General features: G+C 47.8%; 10 protein-coding genes and 1 pseudogene. 4 read left to right on the top strand and 7 right to left on the bottom strand.

The genetic code is table 11. The features are described from left to right. Positions 1-181: 181 nt before the first annotated feature. Positions 182-502: a hypothetical protein gene (locus NIES2104_RS30440; RefSeq protein WP_059002703.1), complete on the bottom strand. Its 321-nt coding sequence runs from the start codon at positions 500-502 to the stop codon at positions 182-184. 333 nt (positions 503-835) lie between these two features. On the opposite strand from NIES2104_RS30440, the gene NIES2104_RS30435 reads away from it, so the two are divergent. Then, positions 836-6,661 carry a HAMP domain-containing protein gene (locus NIES2104_RS30435; protein ID WP_059002702.1) on the top strand — a complete coding sequence of 1,942 codons (5,826 nt, stop codon included), beginning with the start codon at positions 836-838 and terminating at the stop codon, positions 6,659-6,661. Between the two features lie 18 nt (positions 6,662-6,679). Next, a complete protein-coding gene (locus tag NIES2104_RS30430) occupies positions 6,680-8,023 on the top strand; it encodes a hybrid sensor histidine kinase/response regulator (protein ID WP_059002701.1) in 1,344 nt (447 codons plus the stop codon). A 47-nt stretch (positions 8,024-8,070) separates the two neighbouring features. On the opposite strand, the pseudogene NIES2104_RS31485 reads toward NIES2104_RS30430, so the two are convergent. From NIES2104_RS31485 to NIES2104_RS30410, 3 genes and pseudogenes are all read right to left on the bottom strand, one after another. Further along, positions 8,071-8,834, bottom strand: a pseudogene (locus NIES2104_RS31485) (IS5 family transposase). A 285-nt stretch (positions 8,835-9,119) separates the two neighbouring features. Further along, on the bottom strand, positions 9,120-10,994 hold the full coding sequence (locus NIES2104_RS30415; protein ID WP_059002731.1) for a hypothetical protein: 1,875 nt from the start codon (positions 10,992-10,994) through the stop codon (positions 9,120-9,122). Next, positions 10,991-11,338 carry a hypothetical protein gene (locus NIES2104_RS30410; protein ID WP_059002730.1) on the bottom strand — a complete coding sequence of 116 codons (348 nt, stop codon included), beginning with the start codon at positions 11,336-11,338 and terminating at the stop codon, positions 10,991-10,993. Before NIES2104_RS30410 ends, NIES2104_RS30415 begins: the two co-directional genes overlap by 4 nt. Positions 11,339-11,610: 272 nt before the next feature. On the opposite strand from NIES2104_RS30410, the gene NIES2104_RS30405 reads away from it, so the two are divergent. Together NIES2104_RS30405 and NIES2104_RS30400 are read left to right on the top strand one after the other, a co-directional pair. Next, a complete protein-coding gene (locus NIES2104_RS30405) occupies positions 11,611-12,906 on the top strand; it encodes a ParM/StbA family protein (protein ID WP_059002729.1) in 1,296 nt (431 codons plus the stop codon). Then, positions 12,903-13,352 (top strand): hypothetical protein, encoded by a 450-nt coding sequence (locus NIES2104_RS30400; RefSeq protein ID WP_059002728.1) that lies wholly within the window; start codon positions 12,903-12,905, stop codon positions 13,350-13,352. Before NIES2104_RS30405 ends, NIES2104_RS30400 begins: the two co-directional genes overlap by 4 nt. 310 nt (positions 13,353-13,662) lie before the next feature. On the opposite strand, the gene NIES2104_RS30395 is transcribed toward NIES2104_RS30400, so the two are convergent. From NIES2104_RS30395 to NIES2104_RS30385, 3 genes are all read right to left on the bottom strand, one after another. Continuing rightward, positions 13,663-16,992: a hypothetical protein gene (locus NIES2104_RS30395; protein WP_225895359.1), complete on the bottom strand. Its 3,330-nt coding sequence runs from the start codon at positions 16,990-16,992 to the stop codon at positions 13,663-13,665. A 638-nt stretch (positions 16,993-17,630) separates the two neighbouring features. Then, complete coding sequence (locus NIES2104_RS30390) at positions 17,631-17,942, bottom strand: hypothetical protein (RefSeq protein WP_059002726.1); 312 nt, start codon at positions 17,940-17,942, stop codon at positions 17,631-17,633. An 82-nt stretch (positions 17,943-18,024) separates the two neighbouring features. Further along, positions 18,025-18,609, bottom strand: a complete 585-nt coding sequence (locus tag NIES2104_RS30385) for a Uma2 family endonuclease (RefSeq protein ID WP_059002725.1) — start codon at positions 18,607-18,609, stop codon at positions 18,025-18,027. Position 18,610 lies beyond the last annotated feature (1 nt).

Genomic DNA, 18,610 nt, shown 5'->3' with positions numbered 1-18,610 from the left:
CGACCGTTTTTGAGAGAACAAAGAAACAGTAGAAGGTCAAAACTAAACAACTATGCACTTTCAGTGCATAGTTGTTTAGTTTTAATGATGACAGCGAAGTCGCATATCAGTCGGCAATTCTAATCAGAGAGCTACTGGTCATTGATCTTACTGAACTGTGGCTCTAGCTAACCATACTTAGCTAGAGCGATCGCAGACCCGCTATCAGTAGATTAATCCGTTCTGCAACGTCTGCTCTGCCCTCCGGCGATGCATCTCGTAGAAAGACATCAATAATAAACCAGCGACATAATAAAGGATCGATCGAGACGAGGTGCAACATCACTTGATTTAGAACTTCAGTCAGCAACGCATCTGGAAGACGGCGTAATTCGTCCCGGACTACGAACGCTTGCTCTAGGTCGTGCGTTTGACCGACTTTCAAAATCGCTTTGACCACAGCCTCAATCAAGTGACTGAAATTCTTAGCGCTGAGTGTTTCGTTAAGCGGCTGATCTTGCAAGAAGCAATTCCTCTATCAATTGAATTGATACTGCCGAAGCATGAATACTGCGTTCAGTACACTGTTTTCATCCACGTAGCACTATTAATTTTTATTCACTATAAAAATTAGCATCATATCGAACCGTTACTACTTCTGCAATTCCACACAAAGAATACCTAATTTTAGATGAATGCCCTCTATCTTAAGGTGGAACAGAAATCAGATTACTCCCATTGATAGAAGCGAGCTATATGTACGGTAGAGGGATAATATTCCTGGAATAAGCCTTTGGTCATGAATCAAACCAAAGACATCTGATTCTATTGACCCAAAGCACTCGCTCAACTCGTTATGACTACTGTACCTCGCACCGTTGACTCGGATACCCTTGACCTCCAGCAGCTTCTCAAAACCCTGGTTGAAGTTAAAAAAGGTAATTTCTCAGCCAGAATGCCGATCGAGCAAACTGGAATCGCAGGCAAAATTGCGGATACGCTCAACGACATTATTGAGATGAATGAGCAAATGGCAACCGAGCTAGAACACATCAGCACGGTCGTTGGTAAAGAAGGCAAGATTAGCGAACGAGCTTCGATCGACAATGCGCGAGGTGCTTGGAAAGCATCGATCGGGTCTGTGAATACGTTGATCACCGACTTGGTGCAGCCAATGACCGAAACAACGCGGGTGATTCGGGCAGTAGCAACGGGAAATTTGACGCAAACGATCGCGACCGAAATTGAGGGCAAACCGCTGCAAGGCGAGTTCCTGCAAACGGCTCAAATTGTTAACACAATGGTGGATCAACTCAACTCGTTCGCTTCAGAGGTGACGCGAGTGGCGCGAGAAGTGGGAACCGAAGGGATGTTGGGGGTACAGGCAGATGTCCCTGGCGTGGCGGGAACCTGGAAAGATTTAACCGACAGTGTGAACTCGATGGCGGGCAACCTCACCGCTCAGGTGCGGAACATCGCGGAAGTGACGACAGCGGTGGCGAATGGAGACTTGTCGAAAAAAATCACCGTCGATGTGAAAGGCGAAATTTTGGAGTTGAAAAATACGATCAATACGATGGTGGATCAGCTTAATTCGTTTGCCTCGGAAGTGACGCGGGTGGCGCGAGAAGTGGGAACTGAAGGAAAACTAGGGGTGCAAGCTGATGTGCGCGGCGTGGCGGGAACCTGGAAAGATTTGACCGACAGTGTGAACTCGATGGCAGGCAACCTCACTGCCCAAGTGCGGAACATTGCGGAAGTCACTACAGCGGTAGCAAATGGTGATTTGTCCAAGAAAATCACTGTGGATGTGAAAGGTGAAATTCTTGAGCTTAAGAACACCGTCAACACGATGGTGGATCAACTCAACTCGTTTGCTTCAGAGGTGACGCGGGTAGCGCGAGAAGTGGGCGCAGAAGGGAAACTCGGCGGTCAAGCACAAGTTAAAGGCGTAGCGGGAACCTGGAAAGACCTTACCGACAGCGTGAACTTTATGGCAGGCAGTTTAACGGCGCAGGTGCGGAACATTGCGGAAGTCACTACAGCGGTAGCAAATGGTGATTTGTCTAAGAAAATCACTGTGGATGTCAAAGGTGAGATTCTTGAACTCAAGAACACCATTAATATCATGGTGGATCAACTCAATTCCTTTGTTTCAGAAGTCACGCGAGTGGCGCGAGAAGTGGGAACCGAAGGAAAACTGGGTGTGCAAGCGCAGGTTCAAGGTGTCGCGGGAACCTGGAAGGATCTGACCGACAGCGTGAATTTCATGGCGGGCAACCTGACGGCACAGGTGCGAAGTATTGCTGAGGTCACAACAGCGGTAGCAAATGGTGATTTGTCCAAGAAAATTACCGTCGATGTGAAAGGCGAAATTTTAGAGTTGAAAAACACGATCAATACGATGGTGGATCAACTCAGTTCTTTTGCCTCGGAAGTGACGCGGGTAGCGCGGGAAGTGGGGTCTGAAGGAAAGCTCGGTGTACAGGCAGATGTGCGGGGCGTAGCAGGAACCTGGAAGGATCTGACCGACAGCGTAAACTTTATGGCAGGCAGTTTAACAGCACAGGTGCGAAATATTGCAGCAGTGACAACAGCGGTGGCAAATGGGGATCTCTCTAAAAAAATCACCGTCGATGTGAAAGGTGAAATTCTAGAGTTGAAAAACACTGTTAATACGATGGTGGATCAACTCAATTCATTTGCTTCGGAAGTGACGCGGGTGGCGCGGGAAGTGGGTTCTGAAGGAAAGCTTGGTGTACAAGCGCAAGTTCCTGGCGTGGCGGGAACCTGGAAGGATTTAACCGATAGTGTGAACTTCATGGCAGGCAGTTTAACTGCACAAGTGAGAAACATTGCTGAAGTAACCACGGCGGTGGCAAATGGTGATCTTTCCAAGAAAATTACCGTGGATGTGAAAGGTGAGATTCTTGAACTCAAGAACACGATCAATACGATGGTGGATCAGCTTAACTCATTTGCTTCGGAAGTGACGCGGGTGGCACGGGAAGTCGGAACCGAAGGAAAATTAGGGGTGCAAGCGTATGTTCGCGGCGTTGGTGGCACTTGGAAGGACTTGACCGATAACGTGAATTCGATGGCAGGTAACTTGACTGCCCAAGTACGGAACATTGCAGAAGTCGCAACGGCGATCGCGAATGGCAACCTGTCTAGAAAAATCACAGTGGACGTGAAAGGTGAAATTCTCGATCTCAAAAACACGATCAACACAATGGTCGATCAGTTGAGTTCTTTTGCTTCGGAAGTGACGCGGGTAGCGCGGGAAGTCGGAACCGAAGGAAAGTTAGGGGGTCAAGCTCAAGTCATTGGCGTAGCGGGAACCTGGAAGGATTTGACCGACAATGTGAACTCAATGGCGAGCAATCTCACTGCTCAAGTCCGAGGCATTGCCAAAGTAGTAACAGCCGTGGCGAATGGTGACTTGAAACGGAAGTTAATGCTCGATGCCAAAGGCGAAATCGAAACATTAGCTGACACTATTAACGAGATGACCGATACGCTCGCGACGTTTGCAGACCAAGTAACAACTGTGGCACGAGAAGTGGGCATCGAAGGAAAGCTGGGGGGGCAGGCAAAAGTTCCGGGAGCATCAGGAACCTGGCGCGACTTGACCGATAACGTCAACGAACTCGCAGCGAATCTGACGACTCAAGTAAGAGCGATCGCTGAGGTGGCAACGGCGGTCACCAAGGGAGATTTAACGCGATCGGTTGCGGTCGAAGCGCAGGGGGAAGTTGCTGCGTTAAAAGATAACATCAACCAAATGATCGCCAATCTGCGCGAAACTACTCAGAAAAATACTGAGCAAGACTGGCTCAAAACTAACTTGGCGAAGTTCACGCGAATGCTGCAAGGTCAGCGCGATCTCGAAGCGGTTTCCAAGCTCATTTTGTCGGAATTGGCTCCGCTCGTTTCAGCGCAGCATGGTGTCTTTTACCTAATGGAAAGCAGCGATCATCATTCGGGCTTTCTCAAGCTACTTAGCACTTATGCTTATCGAGAGCGCAAACACTTAGGCAACCGCTTCCAGCTAGGCGAAGGACTAATCGGACAGTGTGCCCTAGAGAAAGAGCGTATTTTGCTCACTGAAGTTCCGGCTGACTATATCAAAATCAGTTCTGGATTGGGTGAAGCGAGTCCCTTGAATGCCGTCGCCCTTCCGGTATTGTTTGAAGGACAAGTGACGGCTGTGATCGAACTTGCCTCGTTCTCGCGATTTAGCGATATTCATTTGACCTTTTTTGATCAGTTGACCGAGAGCATTGCTATCGTTCTCAATACGATCGCAGCAAGTATGCGAACCGAGGAGTTGCTCAAACAGTCCCAATCTCTAGCAGAAGAACTGCAAAGCCAACAGAAAGAACTCACCGGAACAAATCAACGACTAGAACAGCAAGCTCAATCTCTGAAAGCCTCTGAAGACTTACTCAAGAATCAGCAAGAACAACTTCAGCAAACCAATGAGGAACTGCAAGAGAAAGCAGAATTGTTAGCAGTTCAAAACCAAGAAGTTGAACGCAAAAATCAAGAAATTGAACAAGCTCGACGATCGCTAGAAGAAAAAGCCGAACAGCTTGCTCTAAGTTCTAAATACAAATCTGAGTTTCTCGCCAATATGTCTCATGAGTTGAGAACCCCACTGAATAGTTTGCTCATTTTGGCGCGGCTCTTTGCTGACAACAGCGATCACAACCTGACTGAAAAGCAGGTGGAATATGCACGAACGATCCATTCCGCTGGAAACGACCTGCTCGAACTGATTAACGACATTCTGGATCTGGCAAAAATCGAGTCGGGTACGATGTCGATCGATCCAGAGCCAATGTCATTCACTGACCTTCGTAATCATCTCGATCGCACATTTCGTCAAGTTGCCCAAGACCGCAACCTCGATTTTCAGATCAGTTTCGATCCGCAGTTGCCACGCAGTTTGTACACTGACTCCAAACGGTTGCAGCAAGTGTTAAAGAACCTACTCTCCAATGCCTTTAAGTTCACTGAGCAAGGTCAAGTTAGCCTCAATGTTCGCTTAGCGATCGAGGGCTGGAGTTCTGATCAAGACAAGCTAAATCAGGCTGATCGAGTGATCGCTTTTGCCGTTTCTGATACAGGAATTGGCATCGCGCCAGACAAGCAACAAGTCATTTTTGAAGCTTTTCAGCAGGCAGATGGCACCACTTCTCGCAAGTATGGAGGAACAGGCTTAGGCTTGTCGATTAGTCGAGAAATTGCTCGTTTGTTAGGAGGCGAGATTCGGCTTGTGAGCGAACCCGGTCGAGGCAGCACATTCACGCTCTATCTCCCTCAAAATGATGGTGGACGTTGGCATTCACTGATATCTGAATCGACGACAGCAGCATCTTCCTCACTATCAAGGGTTCTGGTTAAACCCGCATCTCAACCACTGGCTCTCACAACTGAGCTATCGGAGCCAGTATTGATGTTTGATCAGGCGATCGAAGATGATCGAGAAACCATTCAGTCAGACGATTTCACCCTGCTCATTATCGAAGATGACTTGAACTTTGCTCGAATCTTGCTGGATATGGCAAGGCAACAAGGCTTCAAAGGGCTTGTGGCAACTCGTGGCAATGTCGGTCTGGAAATGGCGCAACAGTTCAAACCAACGGCAATTATGCTCGACATTCGCCTTCCGATTCTCGATGGGTGGATGGTATTAGATCGATTGAAGCATAACCCTGATATCCGACATATTCCGGTTCACGTGATGTCCGTCGAGGAAGGACTGCAACGCAGTTTAAGTCAAGGCGCGATCGCGTACCTGCAAAAGCCGATCAACAGCGAGGTACTGCTCAACGCCTTATCCAGCATTAAAGCGTTTGTCGATCGCTCAGTTAAGAATCTGCTGATTGTAGAGGATGACGACGTTCAACGCCAAAGTATTGTTGAGCTGATCGGGAACACTGATGTCGCTAGTACCGCTGTTGGTACAGGGACAGAAGCCTTAGAGGCGCTTAAATCGGGACACTTCGATTGTCTAGTACTCGATCTAGGATTGCCTGATATAAACGGATTTGCCTTTATTGAGCAAGTGAAGCAAGACCCTAAGCTAAAACACTTACCGATTATTATTTACACTGGAAAAGAGCTAAGTGCTCAAGAAGAACGGGAACTTCGCCGCATCTCAGACACGATCATCCTCAAAGATGTGCGATCGCCTGAACGCTTACTTGATGAAACCGCTTTGTTCCTGCATCGGGTGCAAGCAAATTTACCAGAGTTGCAGCGAGAAATGCTAGAGCGATCGCAGCAACAAGATTTAACGCTGGCAGGTAAGAAAATTCTGATCGTCGATGACGATATGCGAAACATTTTCGCCCTCACCAGTGTATTAGAACGCTATCAAGTGAACATTCTCTATGGGGAAAATGGTCGAGAAGGCATCACAATGCTACAAAACCATCCAGACATTGACTTAGTGCTAATGGATGTCATGATGCCCGAAATGGATGGCTACGAAACGACACGGGCAATCCGGCAACTCAGTCAGTTTTCAAGGTTACCGATCATTGCGCTAACCGCAAAAGCAATGCGGGGCGATCGCGAAAAATGTATGGAAGCTGGAGCCTCAGATTACATCACAAAGCCGGTGGAAACTAATCAACTGATGTCTACGCTTCGAGTTTGGCTTCACCGATAGGTCAATTTCTAACTAAGGATGAATCATCAGCCGCAAAATGTACAGCTATTTCCTGCTTCCTCAATGAAAATCGAACCGCAAGTCAACGTCCTGCTCGTGGACGATCGCGCCGAAAACCTGCTTGCCCTAGAGACTGTGTTGCAGAGCTTAGGACAGAACCTCGTCAAAGTTCAATCAGGTGCAGCCGCCTTGAAGTACTTACTTCATCATGAGGTGGCTGTGATCTTGCTTGATGTCCAAATGCCAGGAATTGATGGTTTTGAAACGGCAAGATTAATTCGTCAGCGCGATCGATATCAACACACCCCAATTATCTTTTTAACGGCGTTTGCGGACGGCGATGACCTACAATCACAAGGTTATACCCTGGGTGCTGTGGATTATTTATACAAGCCGATTAACCCGGTCATTTTGACTTCTAAAGTCTCTGTATTCATTGATTTGTTTAAAAAGAATCTAGAAGTTCAACATCAGGCAGCTCAACTGGTCGCTAAAAATACAGAAATTGTCCGCGCCGAAGCCGCTCGCCAACAAGCAGAAGAAGCAAATCGGCTGAAAGACGAATTTCTTATGGTCGTTTCTCACGAACTACGGACACCTCTTAACTCGATTCTAGGTTGGTCGCGGCTACTGCTCGATCGCCAACTTGATGCTGATATGACCCAACGGGCGTTAGGAACGATCGCGAGAAATGCCCAAGCCCAAGCGCAACTCATCGAAGATATTCTAGACATCTCCGGACTAATGCGCGGAAAAGTTCAGCTAGAAATTCGCACCGTAGATCTCAAGGCATTCATTAATGCAACGATCGACGCGATTTGTCCCCAAGCTAAAGCCAAAACAATTCATCTGTCTGTACAACTCGATCCTACGATTTCAACGATAGAGGCAGATTCAGCGCGATTGCGCCAGATTGTTTTGAATCTACTCACGAATGCAATCAAGTTTACGCCGACGGGCGGACAAGTTAACCTGCAAGTTTCGTCTGATTCTAATGGCTATATCAAACTGCGAATTAGCGATACGGGCATTGGCATTGACCCAGAGTTTTTGCCGCACATTTTTGATCGCTTTCAGCAAGCTGATAGTTCTTCGACCCGTGCTCACGGCGGATTGGGATTAGGACTTGCGATCGCGCGGCAGTTGGTTGAATTGCATCATGGTGAAATTCACGCGCATAGTGACGGTTGTAATCAAGGAACGACCTTTACTGTGCAACTTCCAATCACCCACCAATACCTAGAAAGTTGCCACCCAGAAAAGATTGTCGATCCTCTACCTGACGCTACTTCGAGTGCGAAAGAACCACCATCTCTTGAAGGAGTTCAAATTCTCTTAGTCGAAGATCAGGCGGATAATTGATGCAATTGCTCAATTGGTCGAAAAATTTGAATTGCTAGGGCGTGTCATCAATTGAGCCAGATGACCGAAGCTGCAAGATAGATTGCACCTAAGAAGTTGACCGCTCGTTTGTCATACCGGGTGGCAATGGCACGATACTGCTTAAGCTTGGCGAAAAAGTTCTCAATCAGATGCCGTGCTTTGTACAGATCTTTATCATACTGACGTGGATGCTTTCGGTTACGTCGAGGAGGAATCACCGCCGTCTTGCCTTGCGCTTCGAGCGACTGAATCACTCGTTCGTCAGCATCATAGGCTTTGTCAGCCAGCACTGTATCTGCAACCACATCCGGCAACAGCTTGTCGGCTCCATCCAAGTCAGAGGCTTGTCCGGGCGTGAGATGAAAGCTCAAGGGATTGCCTAACGCATCGGTTGTCGCATGAATCTTGGTACTCAATCCGCCTGTGCTGCGACCGATGGCTTCAGCTTCTGGCTCCCCCCTTTTGCGCCTGCACTGTGTTGGTGGGCGCGCACTATCGTTGCATCAATCATCGCATCTTCGTTATCCGCAGCCTCGGCTAAGTGCTGAAACACTCGTTCCCACACTCCGGTTTTTGACCACCGACTGAAGCGGGTATGCACCACCCGAAAATCGCCAAACCGTCCCGGTAGGTCACGCCACGGAATTCCTGCACGATAGCGATACAGCACGGCTTCGACAAATAAACGATTGTCCTTTGCCGTCACACCCACGCTTCCTTCTCGTCCCGGTAACAGGTCTTTGATCCGTTCCCACTGGTCATCGCGCAGCGCATAGCGTCGACTTGTCATCCCGGTTCACAACCTTGTTTTGCAGGGTCTACGCTCTCCACTTTATCGAATCCTATAATTGATGACACGCTCTAAATTGACGATTGCTCGTTACTGAAGCGTGCTTAAACTTGATAAGTTCTCTATTACCATTAAATTTATCTTAAACCTCCCATTCTGAGAAAATAAAGCGACGAGCAAATTGCAATGTAGGAATCGGCATTCCAGCTTCTCAAAAGCCGTTTCTGAATCAATTTCTCACTGTCTCAAAGGCTGCATGAGTTTTGAGAGTCAATTGTTCGGGGATCAGCGTTCGATTTCCCGCTGCGGAGGTTTGAGTTGCTTCTGAGTTTGAGTGGGCGGGGACTGACTCTGCTGATGTTGCAACGTCTGCTCAGCTTGACTGAACCGCTCCTGGTCTTGTGCATTGAGATTTGCCAGGACAATGAATTGTCCCTGCTTTCTCAAAATTTCTCCTCGTCCATTTTTTGCCGAGAGCGTCAGCATTTGTGTTGCTGCATCATAACGAGCCAAATAGTACCTGCCTTCAAACACTTCCTGTTTGTCTTTCAACAACAAATCAATGACCTTTGCCGCCAGCCGACCGCGATCGCGCTGCTCTGGGGAAAGCTGGTTTTCCTGAGCAGTGGCGACGACGCGATCGACGTAGGAGAACGCCCCTTCTCTGTTGCCTGCACGGATATAAGACTGTGCTTCAGGTCCTCGAACCACAATGTATCGCGCCTCATCGACGCTGCGTTCTCCCATTGCTTTTTGAGCAATTGCCACATCCCGCTCGAACGGAGGCAAGCTTGGTCGTAGTCCTTGATTGTAGTGCTGCCAGAGTTGACCGTAAAACTGTTGCTTTTGCTCGATCGAATCGCTGGGCTGGGGACGGCTCACTTCAGGTGGAAAGGATTGAGACTCTAGACTCTGAGTAGGAGTCATCTCAATTCTGTGTTGTTCTATCACTGATTCTCTGACTCGATCCTGAAAATACTGCCAAGCGTCTGAAGAAACGTCAGCGTGCAAAACCTCCCAATCAGCCTCACCTTTAGGTTCTCCTTGGACAATTACATAAACAGCTTCACCTTTCTCAGCAATGGTTAAGCGCCTCGTCTCTTCGTTCCAATCAACTAAAAAGCGATCGTCTTGAAGATCCGTATCATCTGTCTGATTAATGCGATCGTCGATGTAGTGCAACATTTCTTTAGCTCGGCTCCACTGCACACTCCCTTGTCTTGGTTTCTGTTGTGCGAAAGTGTACTCCTGATGTAAGCGATCGTGTTCTCGTTGAAGATTGTTTTGGTGTTGCTGCTGCTGATTTTGAGTTTCTAAGAACTGCTGACACTGCTCAGGTGTGAAGCTTTGAACCTGTCTCAACTGTTCTGTTTGGCTTGATTCATATTCCAGTACAAATTCATTCCGTTGCAGTCCAGCAAAACTATACTGTTTGCCTAGATCTCGTCCTCTCCTCAATGCCCCATCTATTTCAAAACTGATACCAACAATCTCATTCTCAATCTCTTTGAACTGCACTCCGATGCCTTGAGCTTTGAGCCGTGCCGCCATAATTTCAAATGTTGGCTGATCATGAGTTACTTCCCGAATCTGCTGCCACAGTTTTTCTGTCGGGGTTTGCTCAATTTCAAGCCGAGCTTTCATTCGATATTCGCCTGTTGGTAAATTATTTCGCTCGCGCTCCGGTCGAATGTGAGTACGGACTAAATCAAACTCTTCTTCAATCTGCCGCTCAACTTCGCGCAACCTCTCGTAGTTCTTTTTATCTGAAACATGATTTCCATCCAAATCGACCGTAGAGACTGCACAATGCCAATGCTGAACATCGTTTTTGTGACTCTGGTCAAAATGTTCCCCCTCGATGCACATGCAGTCACTATACTGCATCAATTCCAACACACGCTTGGTAATCGCAGATCGTTTCTCGGAATTTACCCGCTCGCCTGGTGACAAAGAAAACGACAAGTGAGCCATCGTGACTTGAACACCCGTAATGCTCAGGGTATGACTGAACCTGAACTCCTCCGCCCATTCCTGCGGATTTCGACCAAACATATTTGTGACGATTTGAGCAGGTTGCCCTTGCTTTTGCTTCCTCTCATCGCAAATATACTTGCACAGTCCTAGAGGGTCAGATCCAGTTGTAATTTTGATTCTCATGGCAACCTCTCTTCTTCACGAGCGAGGCGATGAAGTGCGATGTCGCGACCGACCTGATTCACAACTTCGATCGCACGTTGTATGAGTTCATCGTCTGCATTAGGATTGGCTTGAAGCAAATCTCGTATTTCTCTAAGCAGGCGATAGGTGTCACCATTCAGCAAAGCTCCTTCAGCTTTGCGGCGTAGTGAACCGAATTCGTTGGTTTCACCAGCTAGCAGAAGTGTGAGTCCATATTGAGCCACACTTTTAGCATTTGCTGCCGCTGCATAGTCCTGAATCCGCTTTTTCTGTGTAGCTGTGCAAGGAATTTTGATAAAAGTATCCTTAAGTTCGCGCTTCATTACTTTGGATCAAGTTTGACATATCTTGCTGTTTCTCTGCCTATTTTACATTTCTCTTATCAATCGAAATCAAATTTGTTAGAACTATTGAATTTGAGCAAAGTTGGCACAGAGCCAACGCTTAAGCACTTGGCTCAATTCACGTTCTTTGAAAGCTCATGAGCATAAAACGCGATTTTTTGTGCTGAAATTGTGCTAAACCTGTGCCAAAAGATAGAAACACTGAAGATAGAAAATCGCTAACCTGAGAAAATCCAATTGGCAAAACTGTAATGCCCGATCTTATTTTGGCGATCGATGCAGGCGGTTCGCAGACGAAGATTGTTTATACCTATCCCGCCTCTGATCACTATCACTACCTGGTGATTTCTCCTGAAGTTGAGCAAATTCCCAAGCAACGTCTTCAAGAATATTTAGACCGACAGGGTTGGATTGGTAGTCCTGTTGCTGAAAATCGTGCATGGATTGAATGTCAGGATGAAGTCTTTATTTTGGGTGCATTTGCTCAAAATTTTAATCCTGAAGATCGAATCAAAGAACGCAAGTACGAGAATGCGCTCTACAAAGTTTTGGCTGCAATCGGCGTAATTGTGAGACGGCACAACTTACCAGTTCGTAAAAAGCTGTCGATTTGCCTTGGCATTTTGCTGCCTTGGAACGAGTATAACGATCGCGATCTATTTGAAGACCAACTGAAGTTGATGTTGTCGAATTACAAATTTCAAGATCTTTCTTTAAGAGTTGAAATTGAGCGATTTCTCTGCCGTCCAGAAGGAGGAGGTATTGCTGTTTCTCGAATTCGTCAGAAGGGTTCTGATTGGCTGAGAGCGCAGCAATTAGGTGTATTAATGGTCGGTCACCGCAACGTCAGTGCTCTTCACTTTGACCGTGGAGAACTCAAAGTTGGAGACAGTCCGCTACTAGGATTCTCAATTCTGCTAAAGCGTGTAGAAGAACTGGTAGGGGGACTTAATCTCAATCAATTAGCCTCTGCTCTATCGCAGGCGATGAAAGACCCTCCCTCCATGCGGGTTTCTGTTCGTTACTCGTCCTATGAGAATATCGTTCTTCAGTATCCTAAATGGCAGGAGCTTAAATCAATTCAAGCCCTATCTTCTGCTAAAAGCGCACAACTTCGAGCTAAAGAAGTCGATAGAATCGCCAACGCGATCGAGCTAGCAACTCAAGACTATTGGGAGAAGCTAGAGCAATGGTTGAACAAAGTGCTACCACCCAGCCTTAATCTGGATGAGGTTTTGTTGGGGGGCGGTGCAGCCGTTTATCTCAAACCCAATCTAGAAAGATATTTCAATTATTGTGAATCTATAGGTTCCTCCTATAGTGGAACGACTACACGCTATACAGCTTTAGAGAGTGGAAAGCACTCGACCAAGTTAGACTGGAGCGCTGACCTTCAAGCACAGATAACACGCTACCTTGGCATCTCTACTCAAAACGACCGAAGTGAGAGCATGGTCCTTCGTTTTATTGACTGCTTTGGGTTGTTTGATTACTTGGTCTCGTTGTCGTCTAAGCAAAATGAGAAAACCAGTGGAGAGCAGCCATGAGTTCCGCAAAGTCCCGCAAGAGCTTGAGCATTCGGTTGCAACCTTACACCGATTCTCCGCTGTCAGAGGTAATTGATTATCTTAAATCGCTAGACACAGAGGAAGCAAACAGAAGAATTGGGGAGGTTTTGGTGATGTGTCTTTTGCCTTATGCTAGGCTGCACGAAGCTGTCTCTGATGAGGAATTGCGAGTTACCTGCTTGGAATCGTGTGATGCCCTTGATAAACACGCCAGTACGATGCGCCAGGCTTTAAAGGTTCCTCAACTTCAATTCTCCCACCCAGGATTTGTTCACTCATTTCCAAGCCAGTCTTCTTCAAGCAGTTCAGTTATCAGGACAAGTGCAGATAGGGAAGAAACTCAAAGCCAAAAGGCGAAATCAACTCTATCTCCAATAATTCAGGACAAAGACCCGATCGAAAGCATTGATAGGTTATTTGATTGACACTACCCGTCGTAGCTAGATCTGAATCATGTCAAAGATTCGCTTTGAGTTTGAGGAATCGACTAAGCAACCTGATTTACCACTCGCCAGTTTCATCGTCATTTAACAGGGTATCGGCGACGGCAATGTTAGCAGACGTGTGTGTGTGCTAGCTAGAGGGGCGATCGACTATTGGATCAGTGAGTCTAGAGCGGTAGAAGCTCGTCGCTACTGGGATTGGAATCAGAATTTAGTCCGCGAGTGCCAAAAACAAGACCGAAAAACTTGCAACACTTACGTAGTCCTGCCGGAGCAGTGGTAAGCTGAGGATTCAAGCCAGCATTTCAACACTCAATGACTCAAGTTGTTCTAAGGGAAGTGACAACATCAAAGCAGCAAGAACCTTGATCTGACCTTTACCGCTCAACTGATTCCAGATTTTCTCCCACTGCATCGGCTCCAGCCCGTTGTAAAAGATGTCAGAGATTGTTTCTAGTACTTGAGACGAAGTATCGCAGTTTGACAGACCATCCTCTAATGCAGAAGCCATCGCAGCATTGACGACTTCTGAATCAGATTCGGGAGTTTGATTTTGACTGGTTTTGCTATTAGGGATCTCTAATAGCGATCGTAGTAATTTCCAGTGCTGCGACACATACTGCTGGCTATAGGGAATTAGAGTTGAAATTGCCCGCTGTGTGATTTTGCTGCCTTCCGTCTTTAGTTGCTCAACGGCTTCCCGGACTGCCAGGATGAATCGCTCTCGCTTCGTGCTGGCGTTTGGAGTAATAGTTGAAGCATTCACTTTCTGAGTTGGAATGTCGAGATCAAAATCAGAAAGTAGGATGATTTCGAGTGGTGTGTCCAGACGACGATGGGCACGGAGCCGCCCGATCGCTTGGTGAAATTCAGCAAGAATTGAGCGATCAATAAAAGTACAAAGCTGGGGATCATCGTTTCGGACGTGCTTCCCTGTCAGGACGGCATACTCTGCCTGTAAGTGCGACAAATTACGACAGGGCGTTCCAATCAAAATCAGTCGAGTGACATTTTCAAAATCGTTTACCCCGCGACTATCGCGCCACCAGCATCCGACCCCTTCACTAGCAAACTTCTTAAAGTCGATCGCTTTGGTCATCCCCTCCTGCTGTTCGTAGTGCCTCAGAATTTCGTCGGCACGACGCTGTTGTTCATTGCCGCGCTGCATTCCCAGCCGCCCCAAATCAGTCACTTGAATCAAGTTGAGATTTTGCGATCGCTCTGTTTTTTGGCGACAAACAAAGATTTCATCGATCGAGCATCCAAGTTTCAGCGCTAAATCTTGAGGATGCAAGGTGGCATCGAGAAAAATGGTGGCTTTAGCGGCTTGAACAATCGATCGATGACGTGAATCTGGCAGCGTTAGCGTTAGTCCATCGTAGCCAAGCCGCAGCGATCCCCCTGACTGCGTTCCGTCGAGAATCTGGAGCAAATCTGGTAGCCACTGTTTGACCACTCGTTGCTGGGCAAGGGTGGCTAAATCGGGGTCGCGCTCTGAAAACTGCTTACGAAGTGATCGCGGCAAATCCGCTAAATCGACTCCATGTGCTGCGGTGGTATTGAGAAAACTAAGATCAGGGTGCAATATGCGTTTCAGTACCTCAATTTCAACGATCGCGCTTGGGAGTTGAGCGACTAGCTCTGCATGAGCGATGCCGAACCTGCCGAGTTTTGTGGAGCCGTCGAGTAAAGGGATCAGCGCGACCAAGAGTGGATTTAGTGATTCAAAGATCGCTGGAAACGCCACCAGCTTGAGGATGGTTTGCTCTAAATCATCCAGCGTTACTTGAATGTCTCGTTTAGTGCGGAAATTCTGCCCTGGCTCATCAACGAGCAAAATTGTTGCGTCTAATGGATAGTCTGTGGGATCAGGCAGGCTATCAAGATGAGCACGGAGTTTCGGAGACGACAAAGCCGAACGGCGTTGATGTAGAAACCCGTAGCCTGGACCTTCTGCGTGAGTACAAACTTCTCGCAATGGGCAAGTGCCGCAAATTAACGAGGCAGTATCTGCTCCTGCTACGTACTTCTGCCGCAGTGCGTTGAGGAGTTGATTGCGACTGCAATTTGCGGCAAGGTTGGGCGTATCTTGATGACTTGCTCGTTTGATTCGCACACCTCCACCGAGAGTTGCTTCGCGCAGAAGTCCGCTATGCCGCGCTTCGAGGTCAATCCAGCCCTGTTCTTGGGTTAGAGTTTCAACCGTTGGGTTGCGATGTTGATCAGAAGTGTAAATGGCTTGTTTGGCTGCAAAAGATGCGGGTTCGACACAGCCAGAATCGTAAGATTTTCCAGATCCAGGCGTTGAGTTATCCAGAAGGTATCGGTAGCCTTGCGCGATCGCGTCTTGCCAAACGGTGAGACGCTGCCCTGGCAAGTATTCTGATTGCTCACTCTCGATCGCGCTTCTTAAAGCAGCAGCGGATTTGCGTGGATTCAGGGCTTTCTTCAGCGTCTGCTGAATTCGTGCTAACCAATCAAAGCGAGGATGTGCGATCGCGTCGAGTTGTGCGGTTGAGAGCCAGCGAATTTCTGTGAGGTCATCGAGTTCATCGATATCGCTGCCCATTTTCGTTTCCTGTTGCCACCAGGCGACTCGAACCGAGTAACCCCACTTCCGCAGCAGTTTCCAGGTGGCGCGATATTGTCGCATGACGTGACGGTTGCGAACGGCTCCGGCATCTGGGTAAAACTCGATCGTTTTGGTGCCCAACTCCTCAGCTAATATTTCGAGCGTTGTGTTCAACGTTTCAGGGCTGCTGGCGAATTGTCCGCCTGCGGCTCCGACCGCAATTTGTCCTCGGCGTTGGGCAGTGATAAACGGTTTCGCTCCGACTCCTTCAACCAGTGCGATTGCGCTTCGAGCGAGTTGATCTGGGCGATGAACTGCGATCGGTAATTCGCCATTGGGCAGGTGTGGGGTCGCACCGTTTGGGTTTTTCTTCGTGGCACTGGTGAACCAGCGGTAACGTCCATTATCTGAGGTACGGAGTCGAAGCTGAAACCCGACAAGATGCCCGTAGACATCTCGAATCGGGCAGAGATAACCGGGCTGGCAGTTGAGGTGAAAGCCATCAAGACTCACTCCCGGCAGTGCCACAGGAAGCGGAAAATCGAGCGACTGCCACTGTTCGACGGATTTCACGCCCCAAGCGGCAATTTGAGCATCGGTCAATCCTCGACGCTGTAAATCTGCGCCATCATCCGGATGTAGTGTTAATGCGCCAAGCAGTTGGCGGTAAGAGTCGTTTCGTACCGCTACGCTGAGAACGGGAGGACGAGATTGAGCTTGTGATTCAATTCGGGACTGACGGTGCTGGTGTGGGCGATCGGACGTGTCTCGCTCTCGATTGGCGGTTCGTCCGTCGTCCATCACAAACTTGCCCCAAAGCTGGTCTTTTGTGATGCCAACGAATTTGAATCCGGGGGGAGTGTCACTTGCATCAGCAGCGGTCATGCAAAGATGTAGGTCGCCAATCTGCCGACATTTTCCGGTCGTGTCACTGCAAATCTGGCAAGGGTTGCCGCGTTTGGTGGTAGTGAATCTGCCGCGTCTGAGGTGAGCGGTTTGGCTGAATTCAGCTTCGTAAGCTGTGGAATCTAAAAGCGTGGGGGAGTGCATGAGTTCTCTGTCTAAGTAGGGTAATCAGACAAAGAGCAAGGAATTGAAACGAGTACGAGTTGGGGTGTGACGACGGGATCAGAAGAAATTGTTTCAACAGAAATGTCATTGAGAAATCCTTGGCTCTTTGTCCTGGAATGAAGCGACAGGAGAGAACCATGCTGAAAATGCCTAAAAAAGCACAACAAAACCTATTGCCATGTGAGCCAAATGAGGCATAATGAAAAGCATGGCACGGTAAATCCAAGGACATCTAACTATTCAGCCGACCAAAGCATCAAGTTAGCGTCCTCGCCTCCTGTTATTAAATTGAATATTCAAGCCTTTAAGCCCTCGCTGTTTGCCGCAGTGGGGGTTTTGGCTTTTGGAGCTAGATCATGATGTTGAACCTCTCGTTTTACAAACGTGAAAACTTTGCGTGTCCTGGAAAACTTCTCATATCGAAGTGAGTTTAAGTGTACCAGGAGATTTTCTCTGATCGACGATCGATCTCAGTAAATACTCTCTGTAACTCTATAAGCATACAAAGATCGTCGTTTTTTGGAACATCTGCATCAATATTCCATATCACGTGATATGTGACAATGCCTCTTAATGACTTGAACAGATTCACCTCAATCGCTTTGACGTTTACGCTTCTACCCTGAGTCGTCGATGTCGATCGAGGTACATTCCACTGCTTCACGTCGAATTTCATGCAGACAACTGCCTGCTAATACGATCGCCGCTCTGATATCGATGACGAGCAAATCGATGCACAACGACTGAACTGTTTCTGTGTGCGAGAGGTCGAAGAACGAATAATCGATTCGGTCCAGCTCTTCGAGCGATTCCAGAATGAAATTTAGCAGTAGAGGCAGGAGTCCTTCGTTCGTTTTGGGTGTGCTTCTGCGGCAGATTAGATCAGGAATTCGACATTTTCTATCAATGTAAAGAGTGGTCAAGGTCATCGCTTTGCCCTAAATTGTGATTTGGCATTCTGGGAGAGCTTGGAGAGTGAGGTGATCGAGATATTGAAACTGTCCAAGTTCACTACGAAATTTCGCGCTGAAACACTCTAGCTGCTTCACCAGGATCGGTTTCAGCCACCAGAATGCAGCGTTTGAGCAGTTCAATGTCGAGGTCTTCTAAGCCTGGTAACTCACTGCGGTCAATTCGCTCGTAGCCTTGCTCTCTCAGGTGATGCAACCTCAACACGCCGTCTTGCCAGAACCAAACTTCGGGAACACCCAACGCTTGATAGAGGCGTAGCTTGCTTTCGCTGCCGCTCGTAAAGATAACTTCGATCGACAAGTCGGGAATGGGCTTTCTGCCCCCAATACAGAAGGATTGATCCGCTTCCGCCGAAGCTTCTTGCTCTTTCTCTTGTGTCGCTGATCCAGTTGGGAAAATGAGAATTCCTTTTTGCGTCAGGAAGTTGAAAAGCAGCATTCCAATGACGAAACTAAAAATCTCGTGATCTTGTCCGGGCATAAGCAGTTCGATCGTTCCTTCGTAATAGGACAGCCGCACCCCCGGTAATCCTTCATACCCTTTTTGAAGATGTTTGAATTGCTCCCAAGTGCGATCGTTGTAAACGTATCGCTGGTCTGTGGTCTGGGTGATTGTCTGAGTCATA

Source organism: Leptolyngbya sp. NIES-2104 (genome assembly GCF_001485215.1).
Lineage (GTDB): Bacteria > Cyanobacteriota > Cyanobacteriia > Leptolyngbyales > Leptolyngbyaceae > Leptolyngbya.
This window is presented reverse-complemented; position numbering and strand designations above follow the sequence as displayed.